Origin of the sequence: Nocardioides sp. NPDC057577 (assembly GCF_042801335.1) — a bacterium.
Lineage (GTDB): Bacteria > Actinomycetota > Actinomycetes > Propionibacteriales > Nocardioidaceae > Nocardioides.
On record NZ_JBHVGB010000017.1, the window covers coordinates 39735 to 55101 of the forward strand.

Sequence of the window (15367 nt, forward strand, 5' to 3'; positions counted from 1 at the left end):
GCCCGTCACCAGCCCGGGAGGACCATGGTGGCCCAGACCAGGAGAGGACCGACGAGCACCACGATGACGCTGTAGCCGAGGATCTGCTTGTAGTAGCGCTCCTCGGTGATGGTGTCGGGCCGGTTGGCCAGCATCAGCGCGCCGTTGGTGGAGAACGGGCTCACGTCGACGATGGTCGAGGAGATCGCCAGCGCTGCCACGAACATGGCGGCGGAGATCCCGCCCTCGGCGATCAGCGGGACCGAGATCGGGATGATGATGGGAAGCAGCGCCGTCGAGGAGGCGAACGCGGAGACGACCGCGCCGACGTAGCAGAGGACGAGGGCGCCGATCGCCGCGACGCCCAGGCCGGCCGCCCAGCTACCCACGAACTCCGGCGATCCGGCCGTGTTCAGGATCGTGGCGTACGTCGAGACGCCGGCGACCAGCAGCACCGTCGGCCACGCGATCTGACGGATGGCGTCCTTGTGCTGGCTCGGCGAGAGCGCCGCGAGGACGGTCGCCGCAGTGATCGAGGCGAAGCCGATGTTCTTGTCGAAGAACAGGGCGACGGCGGCGACGATCACGAAGGCCGCCAGGGTCAGGACCTGCTCGGTGCGGATGCCGGGCTTGGTTCCCGTCGGGGCGACGGTGCCGTAGCCGCGGGCCGGGACGGTCACGCCGCCCTCGTTCAGGTCGCTCGGTACGCCGGCGGCGGCCCTCGCCGCCTCGTCGGGGTCGAGCCGCATGCTCATCAACGATCGTCCGCCGAGGGCGAAGAACAGGATGGTCGCCATGATCAGGTTGACCACCAGGCTCGCCAGGAAGATCGTCATCTCGCTGGCGGGGAGGCCGTTGTCGACCATGACCGAGTTGGTGATCGTGCCGTAGATGCTGATCGGCGAGAAGCCACCGCCCTGGGCACCGTGCACGACGAACATGCCCATCATCAGCGGGTTGATCTTGTAACGGCCCGCGAACCCGAGCGCCACCGGTCCGATGATCGCGCAGGCCGCCGGGCTGGCGGCTCCCATGGCGGTCAGCAGCGCGGTCACGCCGAACATCACCCACGGGATCAGGGCGACCCTGCCGCCCACCGCGCGTACGGCACTGCTGACGATCAGATCGACCGTGCCGTTGTTCCTCGCGATCGCGAACAGATAGGTCACCCCTATCAGCGTCAGGATCAGGTCGGCGCTGACTCCGGCCAGGATCTCCTTCTCGTCGAGGTTCAGCGCGAACATCCCGACGAGCCACGCGGCTACGTACGCCAGCGCTCCCATGTTGATCGGCAGCAACGTGCCCGCCACGAACAAGGCGACCAGCGCGATGATCGCCACCCATTCCGGTCCCATCGGACTTCCCTTCTGTCTGGCCCCCGCCTGACACCGGATGTGACTCACATCACCACGGCTCAGTGGCCTAGCCAATAGGACAATGGGTCGAACGTCAATACCCTGTAGCCATGAGTGAGTCCGCGCGCTTTCCGCGTCCACTGCAGCGAACCCGCCTGTACGAGCAGGTCGCGGAGCAGATCACGGCCTGGATCTCGGAGAACGACCTGAAGTCCGGAGACCGCCTCCCGCCGGAGAGACAGCTCGCGACCAGCCTCGGCGTGAGCCGAGCGACCCTCAGCCAGGCCCTGGTCGCGCTCGAGGTGATCGGCGTCGTCGCGGTTCGCCACGGCGACGGCACGGTGCTGACCGACAAGCCGCGGGTCGAGCGCATCACCGATGCGATCCGGGCGCACGCGGAGCGGATCCCCGACGTCATCGAGGCGCGCGACGCACTGGAGACGAAGCTCGCCGCGCTGGCGGCACAGCGGCGTACGCAGGAGGACCTGGACCACATCGAGGCGGCCCTGAAGGCGATGGACGACGACATCGCAGGCGGCGGGCGCGGCGTCCACGGCGACGAGCTGTTCCACCGGGCGGTGACCCAGGCCGCCCACTCTCCCCTGCTCGAACAGATGATGTCCGAGATCAGCGAGCTGATCCGCGAGACCCGCATCGAGTCGCTCTCCCAGCCCGACCGCCCCAAGACCTCGCTCGCCGGCCATCAGAAGATCGCCGACGCGATCGTCGCCGGTGACGCCGAACGTGCCGCCGCGGCCATGCACGGCCACGTCATGCTGGTCAGCGACGTCGCTCTTCTGCGCGACGAATGACGGCACTCGACCAGCTCTTCGTGCTCGCCGCAGGTCTGGGTGCGGGCATCCTCACCTCCACCGTCGGCGTCGCCTCGCTGCTCAGCTTCCCCGTCCTGGTCGCGGTCGGTCTCCCGCCGGTCGTGGCCAACACGTCCAACACGGTCGGGATGACGCCGGCCGGACTCAGCGGCTCCTTCGGCTACCGGCGCGAGCTGGCCGAGCATCCGGGCGTGACCGCCGCCGTGCTGATCACTGCGGGCGGCGGCAGCATCGTCGGGTCGTTGCTGCTGCTGTGGTTGCCGGGCTCGGTCTTCGAGGCGGTCGTGCCGTGGCTGATCCTGGGGACCTGCGTACTCGTGGGGGTGCAGCCTAGGCTGAGCCGCTTCCTGCGCGAGCACGCCGCCGATCACGAGCCGCGGGAGCGGATCTCCGGTTTCACCTCGGTGTTCGCGACGCTGACGGGCGTCTACGGCGGCTACTTCGGTGCCGGGTCCGGGGTGATGATGATGGCCGTGCTCGGACTCGGGACCGATCTGGAGTTCCGTACGGTCAACGCGCTCAAGACGTTCGCGGTGATGGCATCGAACGTGGTCGCGACGGTGATCTTCGTGGCCATCGCAGACCTCGACTGGCGCGCCGTCGGCCTGCTCGCCGCCGGATCCGTCGTGGGCGGGTACGTCGGATCGCACATCGGCCGCCGGCTGCCGGCCACGGTGCTGCGCTCCTTGATCGTCGTCGTCGGGATCGGCGCCGCGACGCTCATGCTCGTGCGCTGAGCAACTTCAGCGTCAGAACGGCGGCTTTCCCGTCCCGGCGACGCGAAAGCGTCCCCAGGGGTCGATGTCGGAGAGCCGCCCCTCGGCCTCGCCGTGGTCGGTGTGGACGGTGACGCTCTGGCCGTTGCGTACGCCCTCGAGGGCTGTGCCGACGCGGCCGTACCAGTGGAAGTGGCCGTCGATCGGCTGGAAGACGCCGCGCAGCGCGACGTCGACCTCCCAGGTGCCGTGCTCGGACTCGAGACGGGCGGGGCCGTCGTAGAGGTGCTGGGGCTCGTGCTCGCTCATCGGGGGCTCTTTCGCAGTGGGGTGACGATCTCGGGGCGATCCAGGGCGCTCAGGTCGACGCCGTACTCGGCGGTGGTGCCCTCCAGCGCGTGCCAGACGAACTCGCTGAGATAGCGGGTGAAGGCGGCGCGCGACATGGTGCGCCGGTCGAGCCACCACTGGCCGGCGGACTCACCGATCCCGACGAGGCTGTGTGCCCACGGCTCGGCGCCGGCGGCGTCGACACCGAGGCGGCCGAAGGTGTCGCCGAGCAGGCGCGCGAAGGTGGCCGCGATGAGCTGCTTGCCGTGCGCGAGCGGGTCGGTGCCGCCGGTGTGCTGGCGCACCAGGAGCAGGTAGACGTTCGGGTGCTCGGCGATGGTCTCGACGTACGCCGCGACCCCCGCCTCGACCCGCTGGCGGGTCGACGCGGGTGCGAGCACCGCGTCGACGACCGCATCGAGGATCTGCCGCGCCGCCCACATCCCCACCGCGGCGTGCAGTTCGGCCTTGTCCGCGAAGTAGCGGTAGAGCACCGGCTTGCTGACACCGGCCTCGGCGGCGATGTCCGCGATCGACACCTCCGCCCCGGCCGAGTCGACGGCGCGAACGGCTGCCGCCACCAGCTCCGCCCGTCTGGTCTCGCGGTGGGCGTCCCAGCGCGAGGAGCGACCGTCGTCCTTGACCTTCCGTGTCATGTCCTGCACTCTAGCAACTACCTGTAACTCTTGGTAACACCTAGTTGGGAGAACCATGACCGTCGCCGACCCGACCTCCGACCGGCTCCTGCGCTCCACCGCGCGTCAGTCCTACGACCCGGAGGTCGACCTCGACTGGGACGCCGCGCCGGTCGAGGGACTGTGGTGGATGCAGCCCGAGCGCGTCTCCCTCTACGGCACGCCGACCTGGGACCGGCTCAGCCCGGAGCAGCAGATCGAGCTCTCCCGGCACGAGGTGGCCAGCATCATGAGCGTCGGCCTGTGGTTCGAGGTGTTGCTGATGCAGCTGCTGCTCCGGGAGGTCTACGGGGCGGACCCACGCACGGCGCGGACGCAGTACGCACTGACCGAGATCGGCGACGAGACCCGGCACTCGGTGATGTTCGGCCGGGCGATCGCGGCGATGGGAGCACCGGCGTACGGCCCCCGGCCCGCCGTCCTGCGCATCGGGAAGTTCGCCCCGCTGCTGCACGGAGCCAGCGTCTTCTCCGCGACGCTGGTCGGCGAGGAGCCGCTCGACCGGTGGCAGCGCGAGCTGATGAAGGACGAGCGCTGCCAGCCGCTGACCCGGATGGCCTCCCGCATCCACGTCACCGAGGAGGCCCGCCACGTCACCTTCGCCCGCGAGGAGCTCGCTGCGGCGATGTCGCAGAAGATGGGGCGTACGCAGCTCCGGCTGCACCAGAACCTCACCGCCCGCTCGGCCTATGTGATGGCGCGCTCGCTGGTCCACCCGGACTGCTACGCGGCCGTCGGCCTCGACCCGATGGCCGCCCGCCGCGAGGCGCTCGGTAACGAGCGCTACCGGGCGACCCTGGCGTGGATGGGCGAGAAGATGATGCCGTACCTCACCGAGCACGGGATGGTCTCGGAGAAGGACCGCAAGCTCTGGCGGGCCTCCTTCCTGGTGCCGCGCGACTGACGCGGCGCGTCAGACCACGGCGAGGCGGTCGACCAACAGCTCGATCCTGCGCTCGGCATCCTCCGGCAGCAGCCGCCTCGACCGGGTCAGGGTCGCCACCCCGTGCAGGGACGCCCAGAACACCTCGGTGAACAGCTCCGGGGCGACCCCGTCCCCCGCGACCTCGCCCAGCGTCTCCATCAGCGCCGCGAAGGCGTCCTTCAGCGGCTCCGGGGTGTCCTCCTGCGCGTACGCCAGGCCGCCGTCGAGCTGGAACAGGGCGTCGTAGACCGCCGGGTTGCGGTCGGCGAAGTCGAGATAGGCGCGAGCCAGGGCGGCGACGCGCTCGCGCGGGGTGCTCGCGGCGGCCGTCGCCGCCCGCATCGCCACGGCCATCTCGGAAGCGCCCTCGAGGGCGACGGCGCCGATGATCTCCCGCTTGCCGCGGAAGTGGCTGTAGAGGACGGGCTGGCTGTATTCGATCCGCTCGGCGAGCCGGCGGGTGGTCACCGCGTCCCAGCCCTGCTGCTCGGCGAGCTCGCGGGCGGTCGCCACGATCAGGCGCTCTCGGTCCGCTCGTTCTCGCTGCTTGCGCTCCTGTACCGACATGACCCGAATGCTAGCACTGCTAGACATTCGAGCAATAGCACTGCTAGCGTTGCACTCTGTCCTAGCGGTGCTAGATATCTGAAGGAGCATCATGTTCAGCACACTCGAGGTCCTCACCACCGTGGTCGTGGGCCTGATGGTGGGGGTCGAGTTCTCGGTCGCCTTCATCATGAGCCGGATCCTCAACGCGCTCCCCGAGGACGCCGGCCAGCTCGGCCACGCACACGGCGGCCGGATGCTCGGCGCCGTGATGCCGGTCTGGTACATCGGGTCGCTCGTGCTCGTCGGCATCTGGGCCATCGCCGGGTGGCGAGACCACGGCACCGCCCTCGTCGTCACAGCGGGCGCGCTGCTGGCCCTCAGCGTGGTCATGTCGGTGCTGCTGCTCGTCCCGATCAACAACCGGAACAAGGCCTGGACCCCCGAGAACCGGCCCGACGACTGGAAGACGCAGCTGGGTCGCTGGGAACGCTGGCACTACCTCCGCGTCGCCGTCATCGTCGCCGCCTTCGCCCTGCTGGTCACCGCCCTCATCTGAGCCCTCAGACGAACCCCACAAGGAGAAGCACCATGTCGCTGAAGAACGTCAACACCGTCCTCGCCACCGTCATCACCCTGTTCGCCTTCTACCTCGCCTTCTCGTTCATCGTGATTCCCGAGGTATCGGCTCCCGGGGTCGGCCTGCCGACCTGGCCCGAGGGCGACGGCGGCGGATTCCTCGTCATGAAGGGCATCCGCGAGCTCTCGATGGGCCTGATCACCGCGATCCTGCTGGTGACCGGTCATCGCCGTGCCCTGGGCCTGGTCCTGCTGATGGAGGCCGTCGCCCCGTTCGGCGACATGATCAACGTGCTGACCCACCACGGCACCGTCGCCGCTGCGCTCGGCATCCACGGACTCACCGCGGTCCTGATCGCGGTCAGCGGCCTGCTGCTCCTCCGGGAAACCCGCAGCCCCGACGCGACCGCAACGCGGGCGCCCGCCGAGCAGCACCCGGTCGCCTGATGGACCGTCAGCGGAAGGCGGACTCCCCCGTGAGCGCCTGGCCGATGATGAGCTGATGGACCTCGCTGGTGCCCTCGTACGTCAGCACGGACTCGAGGTTGTTGGCGTGACGCAGGATCGGGTATTCGAGCGTGACGCCGGCGGCCGCCAGGATGGTGCGGCACTCGCGGGCGATCGCGATGGCCTCGCGGACGTTGTTGAGCTTGCCCAGCGAGATCTGCTCCGAGCGCAGGGTGCCCTCGTCCTTCAGCCGGCCCAGGTGCAGCGCGAGCAGCATCGCCTTGCCGAGCTCCAAGGTCATGTCGGCGAGCTTGGTCTGAGTGATCTGGTAGCCGGCGAGCGGCTTGTCGTAGATCTCGCGGGAGGCGGCGTACGCGATGGCGGACTCGAGGCAGTCGCGGGCCGCACCCACGGCGCCGAAGACGATGCCGAAGCGGGCCTCGTTGAGGCAGGACAGCGGACCCTTCAGACCTCTGACCTCGGGGAACGCGGCGGAGGCCGGCAGCCGCACCGAGCCCAGGACGATCTCGCCGGTGACCGAGGCACGCAGCGAGAGCTTCTGCTTGATCACTGGCGCGGAGAAGCCGGGGGTGTCGGTGGGGACCACGAAGCCACGGATGCCCTTGCCGTCCTCGCCCTCGTCGGTCTGGGCCCAGACGACGGCGACGTCGGCGACCGGGGCGTTGGTGATCCACATCTTGGTGCCGGTGAGCACCCAGTCGTCACCGTCCCGCCGCGCCCGCGTACGCATCCCGGCCGGGTTGGACCCGAAGTCCGGCTCGGTCAGGCCGAAGCACCCGATCGCCTCGCCGGCCGCCATCCGCGGCAGCCACTCCTGCTTCTGCTCCTCACTCCCCCACTTCCAGATCGCGAACATCGCCAGCGACCCCTGCACCGAGACCAGGGAGCGGATCCCCGAGTCGGCCGCCTCGAGCTCCAGGCAGGCCAGGCCGTACGCCGTGGCACTGGTGCCCGCGCAGCCGTAGCCCTCCAGGTGCATCCCGAGGACGCCGAGCTTGCCGAGCTCGGGAGCCAGCTCCTTGACCGGGACCGAGCCGGCCTCGAACCAGTCGGCGAGGTGCGGCTTGATCTCCTTCTCCGCGAAGGATTTGACCGTGTCGCGGATCGCGCGGTCCTCGTCGCCGATGAGTGCCTCGGTGCCGAAGAGCTCGAGCGGGGTCTGGGGCATGGGGTCTCCTTGGGGTCGAGAGAGGGCGCTGTCGATTGTGTCATCCGTCACCGGAAGTCGTTTGAACCGTTCGGCGCAGCGCTCCGTAGTAGGGGTGAAGGCCGGCATCGGGTCGGCCTCCAGGCGAGAGGAAACGGCGTGCGGACACGTACGAAAGCAGCAGTCGGGATCGGTGCGGCAGTGATCGTGGTCGGAGGCGTCGCGGCGATCTTCGGACCCGGCTGGTACGCGGACCGGGCCGAGGAAGCGGCCGCGGACGCGCCCAGCCTCAGCGCCTCGGCGGCGCCCGCGGACACGGCCGACAGCGCCGGGACCTGGACCGTCTCCGACGGCTCCTACGCCGGCTACCGCCTCGACGAGGTGCTGCAGGGCGAGGACGTCACCGTCACCGGCCGCACCGAGGACGTGACCGGGCAGGTCACCATCGCCGGGAGCGAGGTCACCGAGGCGAGCATCGAGGTGAAGGTCGCCACCATCGCCACCGACTCCGACAACCGCGACGGCTACTTCCGCGACAACGCGGTCGAGGCCGAGAAGTTCCCGACCGCCACCTTCGAGCTGACCGAGCCCGCCGCCCTCGCGGAGGGCGCGACCGAGGTCGAGCTGGTCGGCGACCTCACCGTGCACGGCGAGACGAAGTCGGTGACCGTGGACGCCGAGGTCGGCGGCGACGGCGCCAGCGCCCTCCAGGTCGTCGGGAGCGTGCCGGTCACCTTCGCCGACTTCGGCATCGAAGCGCCCAATCTCGGGTTCGTGAAGGTGGAGGACACCGGCACGGTCGAGTTCTCGCTCGAGCTCACCAAGAGCTGATCTGGGATCCTGGGTGCGTGCGAGGAGGTGACATGGGTGCGGAGGACGAGCTGCTCGTAGCGGTGCACGACGCCCACTCGGACGCGCTCTACCGCTACGTCGTACGCCGCACCGGTGACGCCGAGGAGGCGCGCGACGTGGTCCAGGAGACGCTGTTGCGCGCCTGGCGCAACCCGGAGGTGCTGCAGCGGCCCGACGAGGGCGTACGCGCCTGGCTCTTCACCACCGCCCGCAACCTCGTCATCGACGACCTGCGCAGCGCGCGCCGGAAGCGGGAGTACACCGCCGAGTCGCCACCCGAGCAGAGCCGGGCCGACCAGACCCAGGCGGTGCTCGACTCCTGGGTCGTCGCCGATGCGCTGCTCGCCCTCTCCCGCGAGCACCGGGCGGTGGTGGTCGGGGCTTACTACGGCGGCCGGTCGGTCGCCGAGCTCGCCCATGAGCTCGACATCCCGCCCGGCACGGTCAAGTCCCGGCTGCACTACGGTCTGCGAGCACTGCGCCTCGCCCTGCAAGAGAAGGGGGTCACCTCATGAACGACGAACCGGACGCCTCCGGACACGAGACGTACGCCGACTGGGATGCGTCCTACGTGCTCGGCGCGCTGAGCCCGAGCGAGCGGCGGGCCTACGAGCGACACCTGACCGGCTGTGGCGTGTGCCGCGGCGCCGTCGCCGAGCTCGCCGGCATGCCCGGGCTGCTCGGCGCGCTCTCGCGCGAGGAGGCCGAGGACCTGCTCGAGGAGACTGCCGCGGAGGCGGCGACGCCGCCGCTGGCAGAGCTGGCCGGGGCCGTACGCAGGTCGCGGCGGCGACGCCGGGCATTCGCGGTCGCGGCCGCAGCCGTCCTTCTCGCGGGCGGTACGGCGATCGGTGGCCTGCTGCTCGGTCGTGACGGCACCCAGCAGCCTGCCGCGGCCCCCTCGACCTCTGCGGGTGCGAACGCACGCACGGTCGATCTGCGGCCCGTGGGCAGCGTCGACATGTGGGCCCAGCTCGTCGTCACCCCGACGTCCTGGGGCACCAAGCTCAACTGGAGCTGCCACTACCCGCCCCAGCCCGGGAAGAGCCCGCCGGCGCCGTCGGACTACCAGGGTGAGCCCGTGACGTACGACCTGGTGCTGGTCGGCCGCGACGGGTCGCGCACGGTCGCCGGGTCGTGGACCTGGTCGGGTGGGGAGACGCTCGGGCTGGACGCCTCCTCCGCGGTGCCGATCACCGACGTCGAGCGGGTCGAGATCACCCTCGACGGCAAGGACACCGCGGTCGCGGCGGCCTCGCTCACCTGACCTCCTGAGCTCCTAGAGCCCGAGCTCGGAGACGGTCTTCTGCCGCATCTCGACCTTGCGGACCTTGCCGGTCACGGTCATGGGGAACTCCTCGACGACCAGGACGTAGCGCGGGATCTTGTAGTGGGCGAGCTTGCCGGTCGCGTACGCCTTCAGGGTCTCGGCCGTCATTCGCTCCGCGCCGGGGCGCAGCCGGACCCACGCGCAGAGCTCTTCGCCGTAGGTCTCGTCGGGGACACCGATGACCTGGACGTCCTCGATGTCGGGGTGGGCGTAGAGGAACTCCTCGATCTCGCGGGGATAGATGTTCTCGCCGCCGCGGATGACCATGTCCTTGATCCGGCCCACGATGCTGCAGTAGCCGTCGGGGTTCATCACGGCGAGGTCGCCGGTGTGCATCCAGCCCTCCGCGTCGATCGCCGCGCCGGTCTTCTCCTCGTCCGCCCAGTAGCCGAGCATCACCGAGTAGCCGCGGGTCTGGAACTCGCCGGCCTCGCCCCTGGGCAGCACCGTGCCGGTGGTCGGATCGACGACGCGCACCTCGACGTGCGGGTGCACCCGGCCGACGGTGGCGGTGCGGTGCTCGAGGTCGTCGTCCCTCCGGGTCTGGGTCGAGACCGGCGAGGTCTCGGTCATCCCGTAGGCGATCGAGACCTCGCTCATGTGCATCTCGTTGACGCACCGCTTCATCACCTCGACCGGGCACGGGCTGCCCGCCATGATCCCGGTGCGCAGCGTGCTGAGGTCGAAGATGGCGAAGTCGGGGTGAGACTGCATCGCGATGAACATGGTGGGTACGCCGTAGACGGCGGTGCAGCGCTCGTCCTGGACCGCCGCCAAGGTGGCCGCCGGGTCGAAAGCCGGGCCCGGGATCACCATCGTGGCTCCGTGGGTGATGCAGCCCAGGTTGCCCATCACCATCCCGAAGCAGTGGTAGAACGGCACCGGGATCGCCAGCCGGTCGTGCTCGGTGAAGCCGATCGTCTCGGTGGTGAAGTAGCCGTTGTTGAGGATGTTGCGGTGGCTCAGCGTCGCGCCCTTGGGATAGCCGGTGGTGCCCGAGGTGTACTGGATGTTGATCGGGTCCCCGGGGCTCAGCTCGTAGGTCACCTGGTCGGCCAGCCGCTCCCCGCTCCCGGACTCGAGGAGAGCCGTCCACTCGGGGTCGCCGATGAAGACGGTCTGCTCGAGGTCGGGGCAGTCGCCGCGCACCTCGGCGACCATCGAGCGGTAGTCGGAGGTCTTGAACGCGGGCGCGGAGACGAGCAGCCTGATGCCCGACTGGGTCAAGGCGTACGCCAGCTCGTGGGTGCGGTAGGCCGGGTTGATGTTCACCAGGATCGCGCCGATCTTCGCGGTCGCCACCTGGGTCAGCGTCCACTCCGCGCAGTTGGGCGCCCAGATGCCGACCCGGTCGCCCTTCGCGATCCCGGCCTTGCGAAGCCCGACGGCCAGCGCTTCCACGTCGCGGCTCAGCTCGGCGTACGTCCAGCTCCTTCGACCCGAGCCCAGATCGACAAGAGCCTCCCGGTCGCCGAACCGTGCGACAGTTCGGTCGAAGCTGGCCCCGATCGTCTCCTCCAGCAGCGGGGTGGTGGTCTCTCCGGCAGCGTAGGAATCCGTCATGAGTCCAGTGTGACCTGAGTCACGCGTGGGTTCAAAGGGTCTGCTGAGGGTCTCAGGGGTTCGTGATCAGCTCCGCGGCCCGCTCGCCGATCAGGATCGACGGCGCGTTGGTGTGGCCGCGCACGATCCGGGGCATGACGGAAGCGTCGGCGACCCGGAGGCCTTCGACGCCGCGTACGCGCAGCCGGGGGTCGACCACGCTGGCCTCGTCGGTGCCCATCCGGCAGGTGCCGGTCGGGTGGTAGAGCGTGTGCGCGTGGCGTGTCAGGAGCGCGTCGGCGACCTCCTCCGCGGAGGAGTCCACCGGGACATCGGGGCGCAGGAACCTGCCGAGGAACGGCTTGAGCGCGGGCTGGGAGGCGATCTCCAGCGCCACCCGGACACCCTCGACCATGGCCGCGCGGTCCCTGCCGTCGGGATCGGACAGGTAGCGCGGGTCGATGACCGCCTTGGCAGCCGGGTCCTTGGAGGCGAGCGTGACCTGGCCGCGGCTGGCCGGGTCGACGAGGATCGGGCCGGCGACGACGGCCTCCCCCACGAACGGCACCAGACCCTCGTCGAAGAAGCCGACCGGGGCGAAGATCATCTCGATGTCAGGCGCCTCCAGGTCAGGGCGCGAGCGGATGAATCCGTACGCCTCGCCCACGTTGGAGGTGAGCATCCCGCGCCTGCGCAGCAGGTAGTTGAGCAGCTGACGCGCCGACTCCGCCGTCGCCAGGGAACCCTGCTCCACCTCCCAGCCGATGCCGGCGACGAGGTGGTCGGCGAGGTTCTCCCCCACCTCCTTCGCGTCGCGGACGACATCGATGCCGAGGTCCTTCAGCTGCGCCGCAGGTCCGATCCCGGAGAGCATCAGCAGCTGCGGGGTGTTGATCGCGCCGCCGGAGAGGATCACCTCGCGCCGGGCGGTGATGGTCGTCCGCTCTCCGTCGACGACGGCCTCGACCCCAGTCGCGCGGGTGCCGTCGAAGGTCACTCGAGACACCAGGGCGCCGGTCACCACGTTCAGGTTGGCGCGCCTCGCGGCGGGCTTGAGGTAGGCCGCCGCCGTGCTCCACCGGGAGCCACGGCGCTGGGTGACCATGGTCTCGACGTACGCCTCGGGGTTGGGGCCGTTGGCCCGTCCCCGCCGGTAGCCGGCCTGCTCGGCGGCCTGGAGGAAGGACTCGGTGTAGGGACGGGGGCTCCGTTGCCGCTCGACACGGATCGGACCGCCGATGCCGTCGAGCGCGGTGGCGTCCTCGACGTCCTCGAGCTTCGCGTACGTCTTCTTGACGGTCTCCCAGCCCCACTCGGGTCCGGCGGCCGCGCCCCACTCCTCGTAGTCGGCCTGGAGGCCCTTGACCCACATCATCGCGTTCATCGAGGACGAGCCGCCGAGCATCCGGCCGCGCGGCCAGTAGATCCGCCGGCCGCCGAGCTCGGGCTGGGGCTCGGTGGAGTAGTCCCAGTCGTGCTCGGTCCGGAAGAGCTTCGAGAACGCCGCCGGGATGTGGATGTTCATGCTCTTGTCGCGCGGCCCGGCCTCGAGCAGCGTCACCTGGACGCTCGGGTCCTCGCTGAGCCTCGCCGCGAGCACCGCCCCCGAGGAGCCGGCCCCCACCACCACGTAGTCGCTGGTCAGTTCCTGGCTCATACCGGATCTCCTTCGTCAGCGTTGACGGGCGTTCGAAGGCTACCGCTGTGAAGGTGCGGTTGGGGAGGAGTCGAGCGAGTCGAGATCAGCTCAGTCGGCGAGGAAGGCGCCCAGGGCGTAGGCGGGGTGGCGGTCGAGGTTGTGGCGGCCGCGGTCGTAGCGGCGGGTGGTGCGGGGGTCGGCGTGGCCGGCGGCGTCCTGGACGTCCTCGAGAGGTACGCCGGCCTCGCGGGCCAGGGTGACGAAGGTGTGGCGGAGGCTGTGCGGGGAGAGCTTGTCGCCGTGCTCGATGCCGGCCGAAGTGCCGAGCCTGCGGATCAGGCGGAACGCCTCGGAGCGGTGCCAGCGGTTTCCGGTGCTGGTGGCGAAGACCGGGCCGTCGGCTCGTGGGTCGAGGTAGGCGTCGAGGGCCTGTGAGGTCGCCGGGTTGAGGACGACGTCGCGCCGGGCGCCGCCCTTGCGGGTGATCGTCAGGATGCGGTGGCCGCGGGAGTGGCTGAGGTCTGTGACATCGGCGCCCAGCGCCTCGGAGATGCGCAGCCCGTCGTGGAGCAGGAGGGTCACCAGCGCGGCGGCACGGCTGGAGTGCTCGCGGGCGGCGGCGAGGAAGGCGCGCGCCTCTCCCCTGTCCATGCCCAGGGTCTGGGAGTCGTTGCTGGTCCTGGGGCGCTTGATGTGCTCGGCCGGTGAGGCGCTCAGGACGTCCTCCGCCACGCCGTAGCGGTAGAAGCCGGCGATCGCCGACAGTCGTCGGGCGATCGTCGCCGGGCTCCGCCGCGTCTCCAGATGGCGGGCATAGCCGTCGACCATGGCCCGGTTGGCGGCGAGCGGGTCGATCTCCAGGGCGGCGCACCAGCCGAACCAGTCGGCGAGGTCTCGCCCGTACGCCGCGCGGGTGTGGCCCGCGTAGGAGAGCAGGAACCGTCTGGCGAGAGCCTCGGCACGTTTTTCGCGGGGCAGGTCCCGAAGCTCGTCGAGGAACAGCTCTCTGACGGATTCCGTCACGGAGAGGTCTGCGGAGGGGGTCTGCTGACGGGGTTCGAGCTCGCTCACGCCACACATCATAATGCCGGTTATGTTGGGTGTCGCGTGGGGATCTCATTTCGGCGTTGTTTTGTATTCGTTCCGTCTTTCGTCACGCTATGCTGACGTAATGACGGAAACGATTGCTGTCGACGAGAAGCTCTGCCGCTTCCCCGGCTGCCCGATGGCCGCGGCGGCCTCGGAGAGCGGAAGCGGCCGCCCGCCGGAGTACTGTGACGATCCAGCCCACAACCGAGCCGCGGCCTGGCGCGAGCGGAAGCGCCTGCAGCGGCTCGCCGAGACCCGGGATCCCGGTGAGACCGCTCGACCCGTGCAGGCCGCCCAGCAGCGGGCGGCGGAGATCACCACCCAGCTGACCCAGCTCGCCGACCGGTTCCTCGACCAGCTCCCGAAGGCCCTCGAGGAGCTGCGTACGCTCGGCGACCTGACCGCTGCCGAGGCCCAGATCGCCACGGTGCAGAGCGAGGCCCAGGAGCAGATCGCCGCCGCGAGCGCCCGTGCCGTGCGCGCCGAGCACGCGCAGCGGACCGCCGAGGCGGAGCGCGAGGAGGCAGACGCGGCTGCCGCGGAGGCGCTGGAGGAGTCCGAGCGCTCGGCCGAGATCCTGCGGGAGGCGCTGGCGGCCACGACCGCGGCCGAGGAGTCCCGTCAGGCCGCCCAGGCGGCACTGGAGAGAGTCGAGTCCGATGCGGCTGCCGCGGCGAAGACCGCATCCGCGACGATCACTGCGCTGGAGAAGCGCGTCGATGAGACCACCTCGGCGCGCGATGCCTTGGACGAGAAGCTCGACAAGCTGCAGTCCGAGCACACCTCGGCCGTGCAGCGCCGACGGAGCGAGACCGCGCGCGCGGACCACGCCGAGAAGGCGACGGCGCGGCTGCAGGAGCAGCTGATCGCGGAGAAGAAGGCCGCCGAGAAGGCGGCGGCGAGCGCGGAGGCGACGATCTCCGGGCTGCGTACGCAGCACGACGCCGCCCGCGAGCAGATCGACGCCCTGCGGGAGCAGGTGGCCGACCTCCGCGGGAGCGAGGCCGCGGCGAAGGCGGATCGCGATGCCACCCGCGCCGAGCTGGACCGCGAACGCACCCATGCGAGCGAACGGCTCGAGGATCTGCGGGCGGCGCACCAGGCCCAGGTCGCCCAGCTGGTGGAACAGATCGAGCGGCGTACGGCGTCACCCGACGTCCCCGATGACGGTGCGTGACACGCGGGCCCCAGTTGGAGGAGAACGGACCACATCCGCTACTGTTCTTCTCGCAAGCGGACGTAGCTCAGTTGGTAGAGCGCAACCTTGCCAAGGTTGAGGTCGCGAGTTCGAGCCTCGTCGTCCGCTCGATAGTGGGGGATCATCCCGAGACCCTTGCTGCAC

At 70.1% G+C, this 15367-nt stretch carries 17 protein-coding genes and 1 tRNA gene; 10 read left to right on the forward strand and 8 right to left on the reverse strand.

The features are described 5' to 3' along the window. Nucleotides 1-5: 5 nt before the first annotated feature. The gene (locus tag ACFU7D_RS05850) at nt 6-1334 is read right to left on the reverse strand and encodes an SLC13 family permease (RefSeq protein ID WP_378864485.1); all 1329 of its coding nucleotides are present in this window, start codon (nt 1332-1334) and stop codon (nt 6-8) included. Between the two features lie 110 nt (nt 1335-1444). Between ACFU7D_RS05850 and ACFU7D_RS05855 the strand changes: the two genes are divergently transcribed. Together ACFU7D_RS05855 and ACFU7D_RS05860 are read left to right on the forward strand one after the other, a co-directional pair. Next, nucleotides 1445-2146, forward strand: a complete 702-nt coding sequence (locus ACFU7D_RS05855; protein ID WP_378864488.1) for a FadR/GntR family transcriptional regulator — start codon at nt 1445-1447, stop codon at nt 2144-2146. Continuing rightward, entirely contained in the window at nt 2143-2904 is a 762-nt protein-coding gene (locus ACFU7D_RS05860; protein ID WP_378864491.1) for a sulfite exporter TauE/SafE family protein, read from the forward strand. The genes ACFU7D_RS05855 and ACFU7D_RS05860 overlap by 4 nt, the downstream gene beginning before the upstream one ends. Before the next feature lie 12 nt (nt 2905-2916). Here ACFU7D_RS05860 and ACFU7D_RS05865 read toward each other — a convergent pair whose 3' ends face one another. Continuing rightward, complete coding sequence (locus tag ACFU7D_RS05865; RefSeq protein WP_378726937.1) at nt 2917-3192, reverse strand: DUF4873 domain-containing protein; 276 nt, start codon at nt 3190-3192, stop codon at nt 2917-2919. Beyond that, the gene (locus tag ACFU7D_RS05870) at nt 3189-3869 is read right to left on the reverse strand and encodes a TetR/AcrR family transcriptional regulator (RefSeq protein ID WP_378864494.1); all 681 of its coding nucleotides are present in this window, start codon (nt 3867-3869) and stop codon (nt 3189-3191) included. Before ACFU7D_RS05870 ends, ACFU7D_RS05865 begins: the two co-directional genes overlap by 4 nt. Before the next feature lie 55 nt (nt 3870-3924). On the opposite strand from ACFU7D_RS05870, the gene ACFU7D_RS05875 reads away from it, so the two are divergent. Continuing rightward, nucleotides 3925-4812, forward strand: a complete 888-nt coding sequence (locus ACFU7D_RS05875; protein WP_378864497.1) for a diiron oxygenase — start codon at nt 3925-3927, stop codon at nt 4810-4812. Nucleotides 4813-4821: 9 nt separating this feature from the next. Here the strand turns inward: ACFU7D_RS05875 and ACFU7D_RS05880 are convergent, their stop codons facing one another. Further along, nucleotides 4822-5400 carry a TetR/AcrR family transcriptional regulator gene (locus tag ACFU7D_RS05880; protein ID WP_378864500.1) on the reverse strand — a complete coding sequence of 193 codons (579 nt, stop codon included), beginning with the start codon at nt 5398-5400 and terminating at the stop codon, nt 4822-4824. Between the two features lie 91 nt (nt 5401-5491). On the opposite strand from ACFU7D_RS05880, the gene ACFU7D_RS05885 reads away from it, so the two are divergent. Both ACFU7D_RS05885 and ACFU7D_RS05890 read left to right on the forward strand, forming a co-directional pair. Further along, the gene (locus ACFU7D_RS05885) at nt 5492-5938 is read left to right on the forward strand and encodes an anthrone oxygenase family protein (protein WP_378864505.1); all 447 of its coding nucleotides are present in this window, start codon (nt 5492-5494) and stop codon (nt 5936-5938) included. Between the two features lie 32 nt (nt 5939-5970). Further along, a complete protein-coding gene (locus ACFU7D_RS05890; RefSeq protein ID WP_378864508.1) occupies nt 5971-6405 on the forward strand; it encodes a DUF4267 domain-containing protein in 435 nt (144 codons plus the stop codon). 7 nt (nt 6406-6412) lie between these two features. Here ACFU7D_RS05890 and ACFU7D_RS05895 read toward each other — a convergent pair whose 3' ends face one another. After that, nucleotides 6413-7594, reverse strand: coding sequence for an acyl-CoA dehydrogenase family protein (locus tag ACFU7D_RS05895; RefSeq protein WP_378864511.1), 1182 nt, complete (start codon nt 7592-7594; stop codon nt 6413-6415). A 138-nt stretch (nt 7595-7732) separates the two neighbouring features. On the opposite strand from ACFU7D_RS05895, the gene ACFU7D_RS05900 reads away from it, so the two are divergent. Genes ACFU7D_RS05900 through ACFU7D_RS05910 form a run of 3 tightly spaced genes read left to right on the forward strand, consistent with a single transcriptional unit; the run spans nt 7733 to nt 9692 of the window. After that, entirely contained in the window at nt 7733-8404 is a 672-nt protein-coding gene (locus tag ACFU7D_RS05900) for a YceI family protein (RefSeq protein WP_378864515.1), read from the forward strand. A gap of 32 nt (nt 8405-8436) precedes the next feature. Beyond that, nucleotides 8437-8940: a sigma-70 family RNA polymerase sigma factor gene (locus ACFU7D_RS05905; RefSeq protein ID WP_378726921.1), complete on the forward strand. Its 504-nt coding sequence runs from the start codon at nt 8437-8439 to the stop codon at nt 8938-8940. Further along, a complete protein-coding gene (locus tag ACFU7D_RS05910; RefSeq protein ID WP_378864518.1) occupies nt 8937-9692 on the forward strand; it encodes an anti-sigma factor family protein in 756 nt (251 codons plus the stop codon). The genes ACFU7D_RS05905 and ACFU7D_RS05910 overlap by 4 nt, the downstream gene beginning before the upstream one ends. A 12-nt stretch (nt 9693-9704) precedes the next feature. On the opposite strand, the gene ACFU7D_RS05915 is transcribed toward ACFU7D_RS05910, so the two are convergent. The 3 genes from ACFU7D_RS05915 to ACFU7D_RS05925 all read right to left on the reverse strand — a co-directional run bounded on the left by ACFU7D_RS05915 (nt 9705) and on the right by ACFU7D_RS05925 (nt 14007). Continuing rightward, nucleotides 9705-11318, reverse strand: coding sequence for an AMP-binding protein (locus ACFU7D_RS05915; RefSeq protein ID WP_378864521.1), 1614 nt, complete (start codon nt 11316-11318; stop codon nt 9705-9707). Nucleotides 11319-11370: 52 nt separating this feature from the next. After that, a complete protein-coding gene (locus tag ACFU7D_RS05920) occupies nt 11371-12954 on the reverse strand; it encodes a GMC family oxidoreductase (protein WP_378864524.1) in 1584 nt (527 codons plus the stop codon). 90 nt (nt 12955-13044) lie between these two features. Beyond that, the gene (locus ACFU7D_RS05925; protein ID WP_378864527.1) at nt 13045-14007 is read right to left on the reverse strand and encodes a tyrosine-type recombinase/integrase; all 963 of its coding nucleotides are present in this window, start codon (nt 14005-14007) and stop codon (nt 13045-13047) included. 100 nt (nt 14008-14107) lie between these two features. Between ACFU7D_RS05925 and ACFU7D_RS05930 the strand changes: the two genes are divergently transcribed. Next, on the forward strand, nt 14108-15202 hold the full coding sequence (locus tag ACFU7D_RS05930) for a hypothetical protein (protein ID WP_378864529.1): 1095 nt from the start codon (nt 14108-14110) through the stop codon (nt 15200-15202). Between the two features lie 56 nt (nt 15203-15258). Beyond that, nucleotides 15259-15331 (forward strand) — tRNA-Gly (locus ACFU7D_RS05935). Nucleotides 15332-15367: the final 36 nt, after the last annotated feature.

What these genes read in the sequence shown, in the direction of transcription:
- ACFU7D_RS05850 (WP_378864485.1), bottom strand. Translation starts at nt 1,334, where the DNA reads ATGGGACCGGAATGGGTGGCGATCATCGCGCTGGTCGCCTTGTTCGTG.
- ACFU7D_RS05855 (WP_378864488.1), top strand. Translation starts at nt 1,445, where the DNA reads ATGAGTGAGTCCGCGCGCTTTCCGCGTCCACTGCAGCGAACCCGCCTG.
- ACFU7D_RS05860 (WP_378864491.1), top strand. Translation starts at nt 2,143, where the DNA reads ATGACGGCACTCGACCAGCTCTTCGTGCTCGCCGCAGGTCTGGGTGCG.
- ACFU7D_RS05865 (WP_378726937.1), bottom strand. Translation starts at nt 3,192, where the DNA reads ATGAGCGAGCACGAGCCCCAGCACCTCTACGACGGCCCCGCCCGTCTC.
- ACFU7D_RS05870 (WP_378864494.1), bottom strand. Translation starts at nt 3,869, where the DNA reads ATGACACGGAAGGTCAAGGACGACGGTCGCTCCTCGCGCTGGGACGCC.
- ACFU7D_RS05875 (WP_378864497.1), top strand. Translation starts at nt 3,925, where the DNA reads ATGACCGTCGCCGACCCGACCTCCGACCGGCTCCTGCGCTCCACCGCG.
- ACFU7D_RS05880 (WP_378864500.1), bottom strand. Translation starts at nt 5,400, where the DNA reads ATGTCGGTACAGGAGCGCAAGCAGCGAGAACGAGCGGACCGAGAGCGC.
- ACFU7D_RS05885 (WP_378864505.1), top strand. Translation starts at nt 5,492, where the DNA reads ATGTTCAGCACACTCGAGGTCCTCACCACCGTGGTCGTGGGCCTGATG.
- ACFU7D_RS05890 (WP_378864508.1), top strand. Translation starts at nt 5,971, where the DNA reads ATGTCGCTGAAGAACGTCAACACCGTCCTCGCCACCGTCATCACCCTG.
- ACFU7D_RS05895 (WP_378864511.1), bottom strand. Translation starts at nt 7,594, where the DNA reads ATGCCCCAGACCCCGCTCGAGCTCTTCGGCACCGAGGCACTCATCGGC.
- ACFU7D_RS05905 (WP_378726921.1), top strand. Translation starts at nt 8,437, where the DNA reads ATGGGTGCGGAGGACGAGCTGCTCGTAGCGGTGCACGACGCCCACTCG.
- ACFU7D_RS05910 (WP_378864518.1), top strand. Translation starts at nt 8,937, where the DNA reads ATGAACGACGAACCGGACGCCTCCGGACACGAGACGTACGCCGACTGG.
- ACFU7D_RS05915 (WP_378864521.1), bottom strand. Translation starts at nt 11,318, where the DNA reads ATGACGGATTCCTACGCTGCCGGAGAGACCACCACCCCGCTGCTGGAG.
- ACFU7D_RS05920 (WP_378864524.1), bottom strand. Translation starts at nt 12,954, where the DNA reads ATGAGCCAGGAACTGACCAGCGACTACGTGGTGGTGGGGGCCGGCTCC.
- ACFU7D_RS05930 (WP_378864529.1), top strand. Translation starts at nt 14,108, where the DNA reads ATGACGGAAACGATTGCTGTCGACGAGAAGCTCTGCCGCTTCCCCGGC.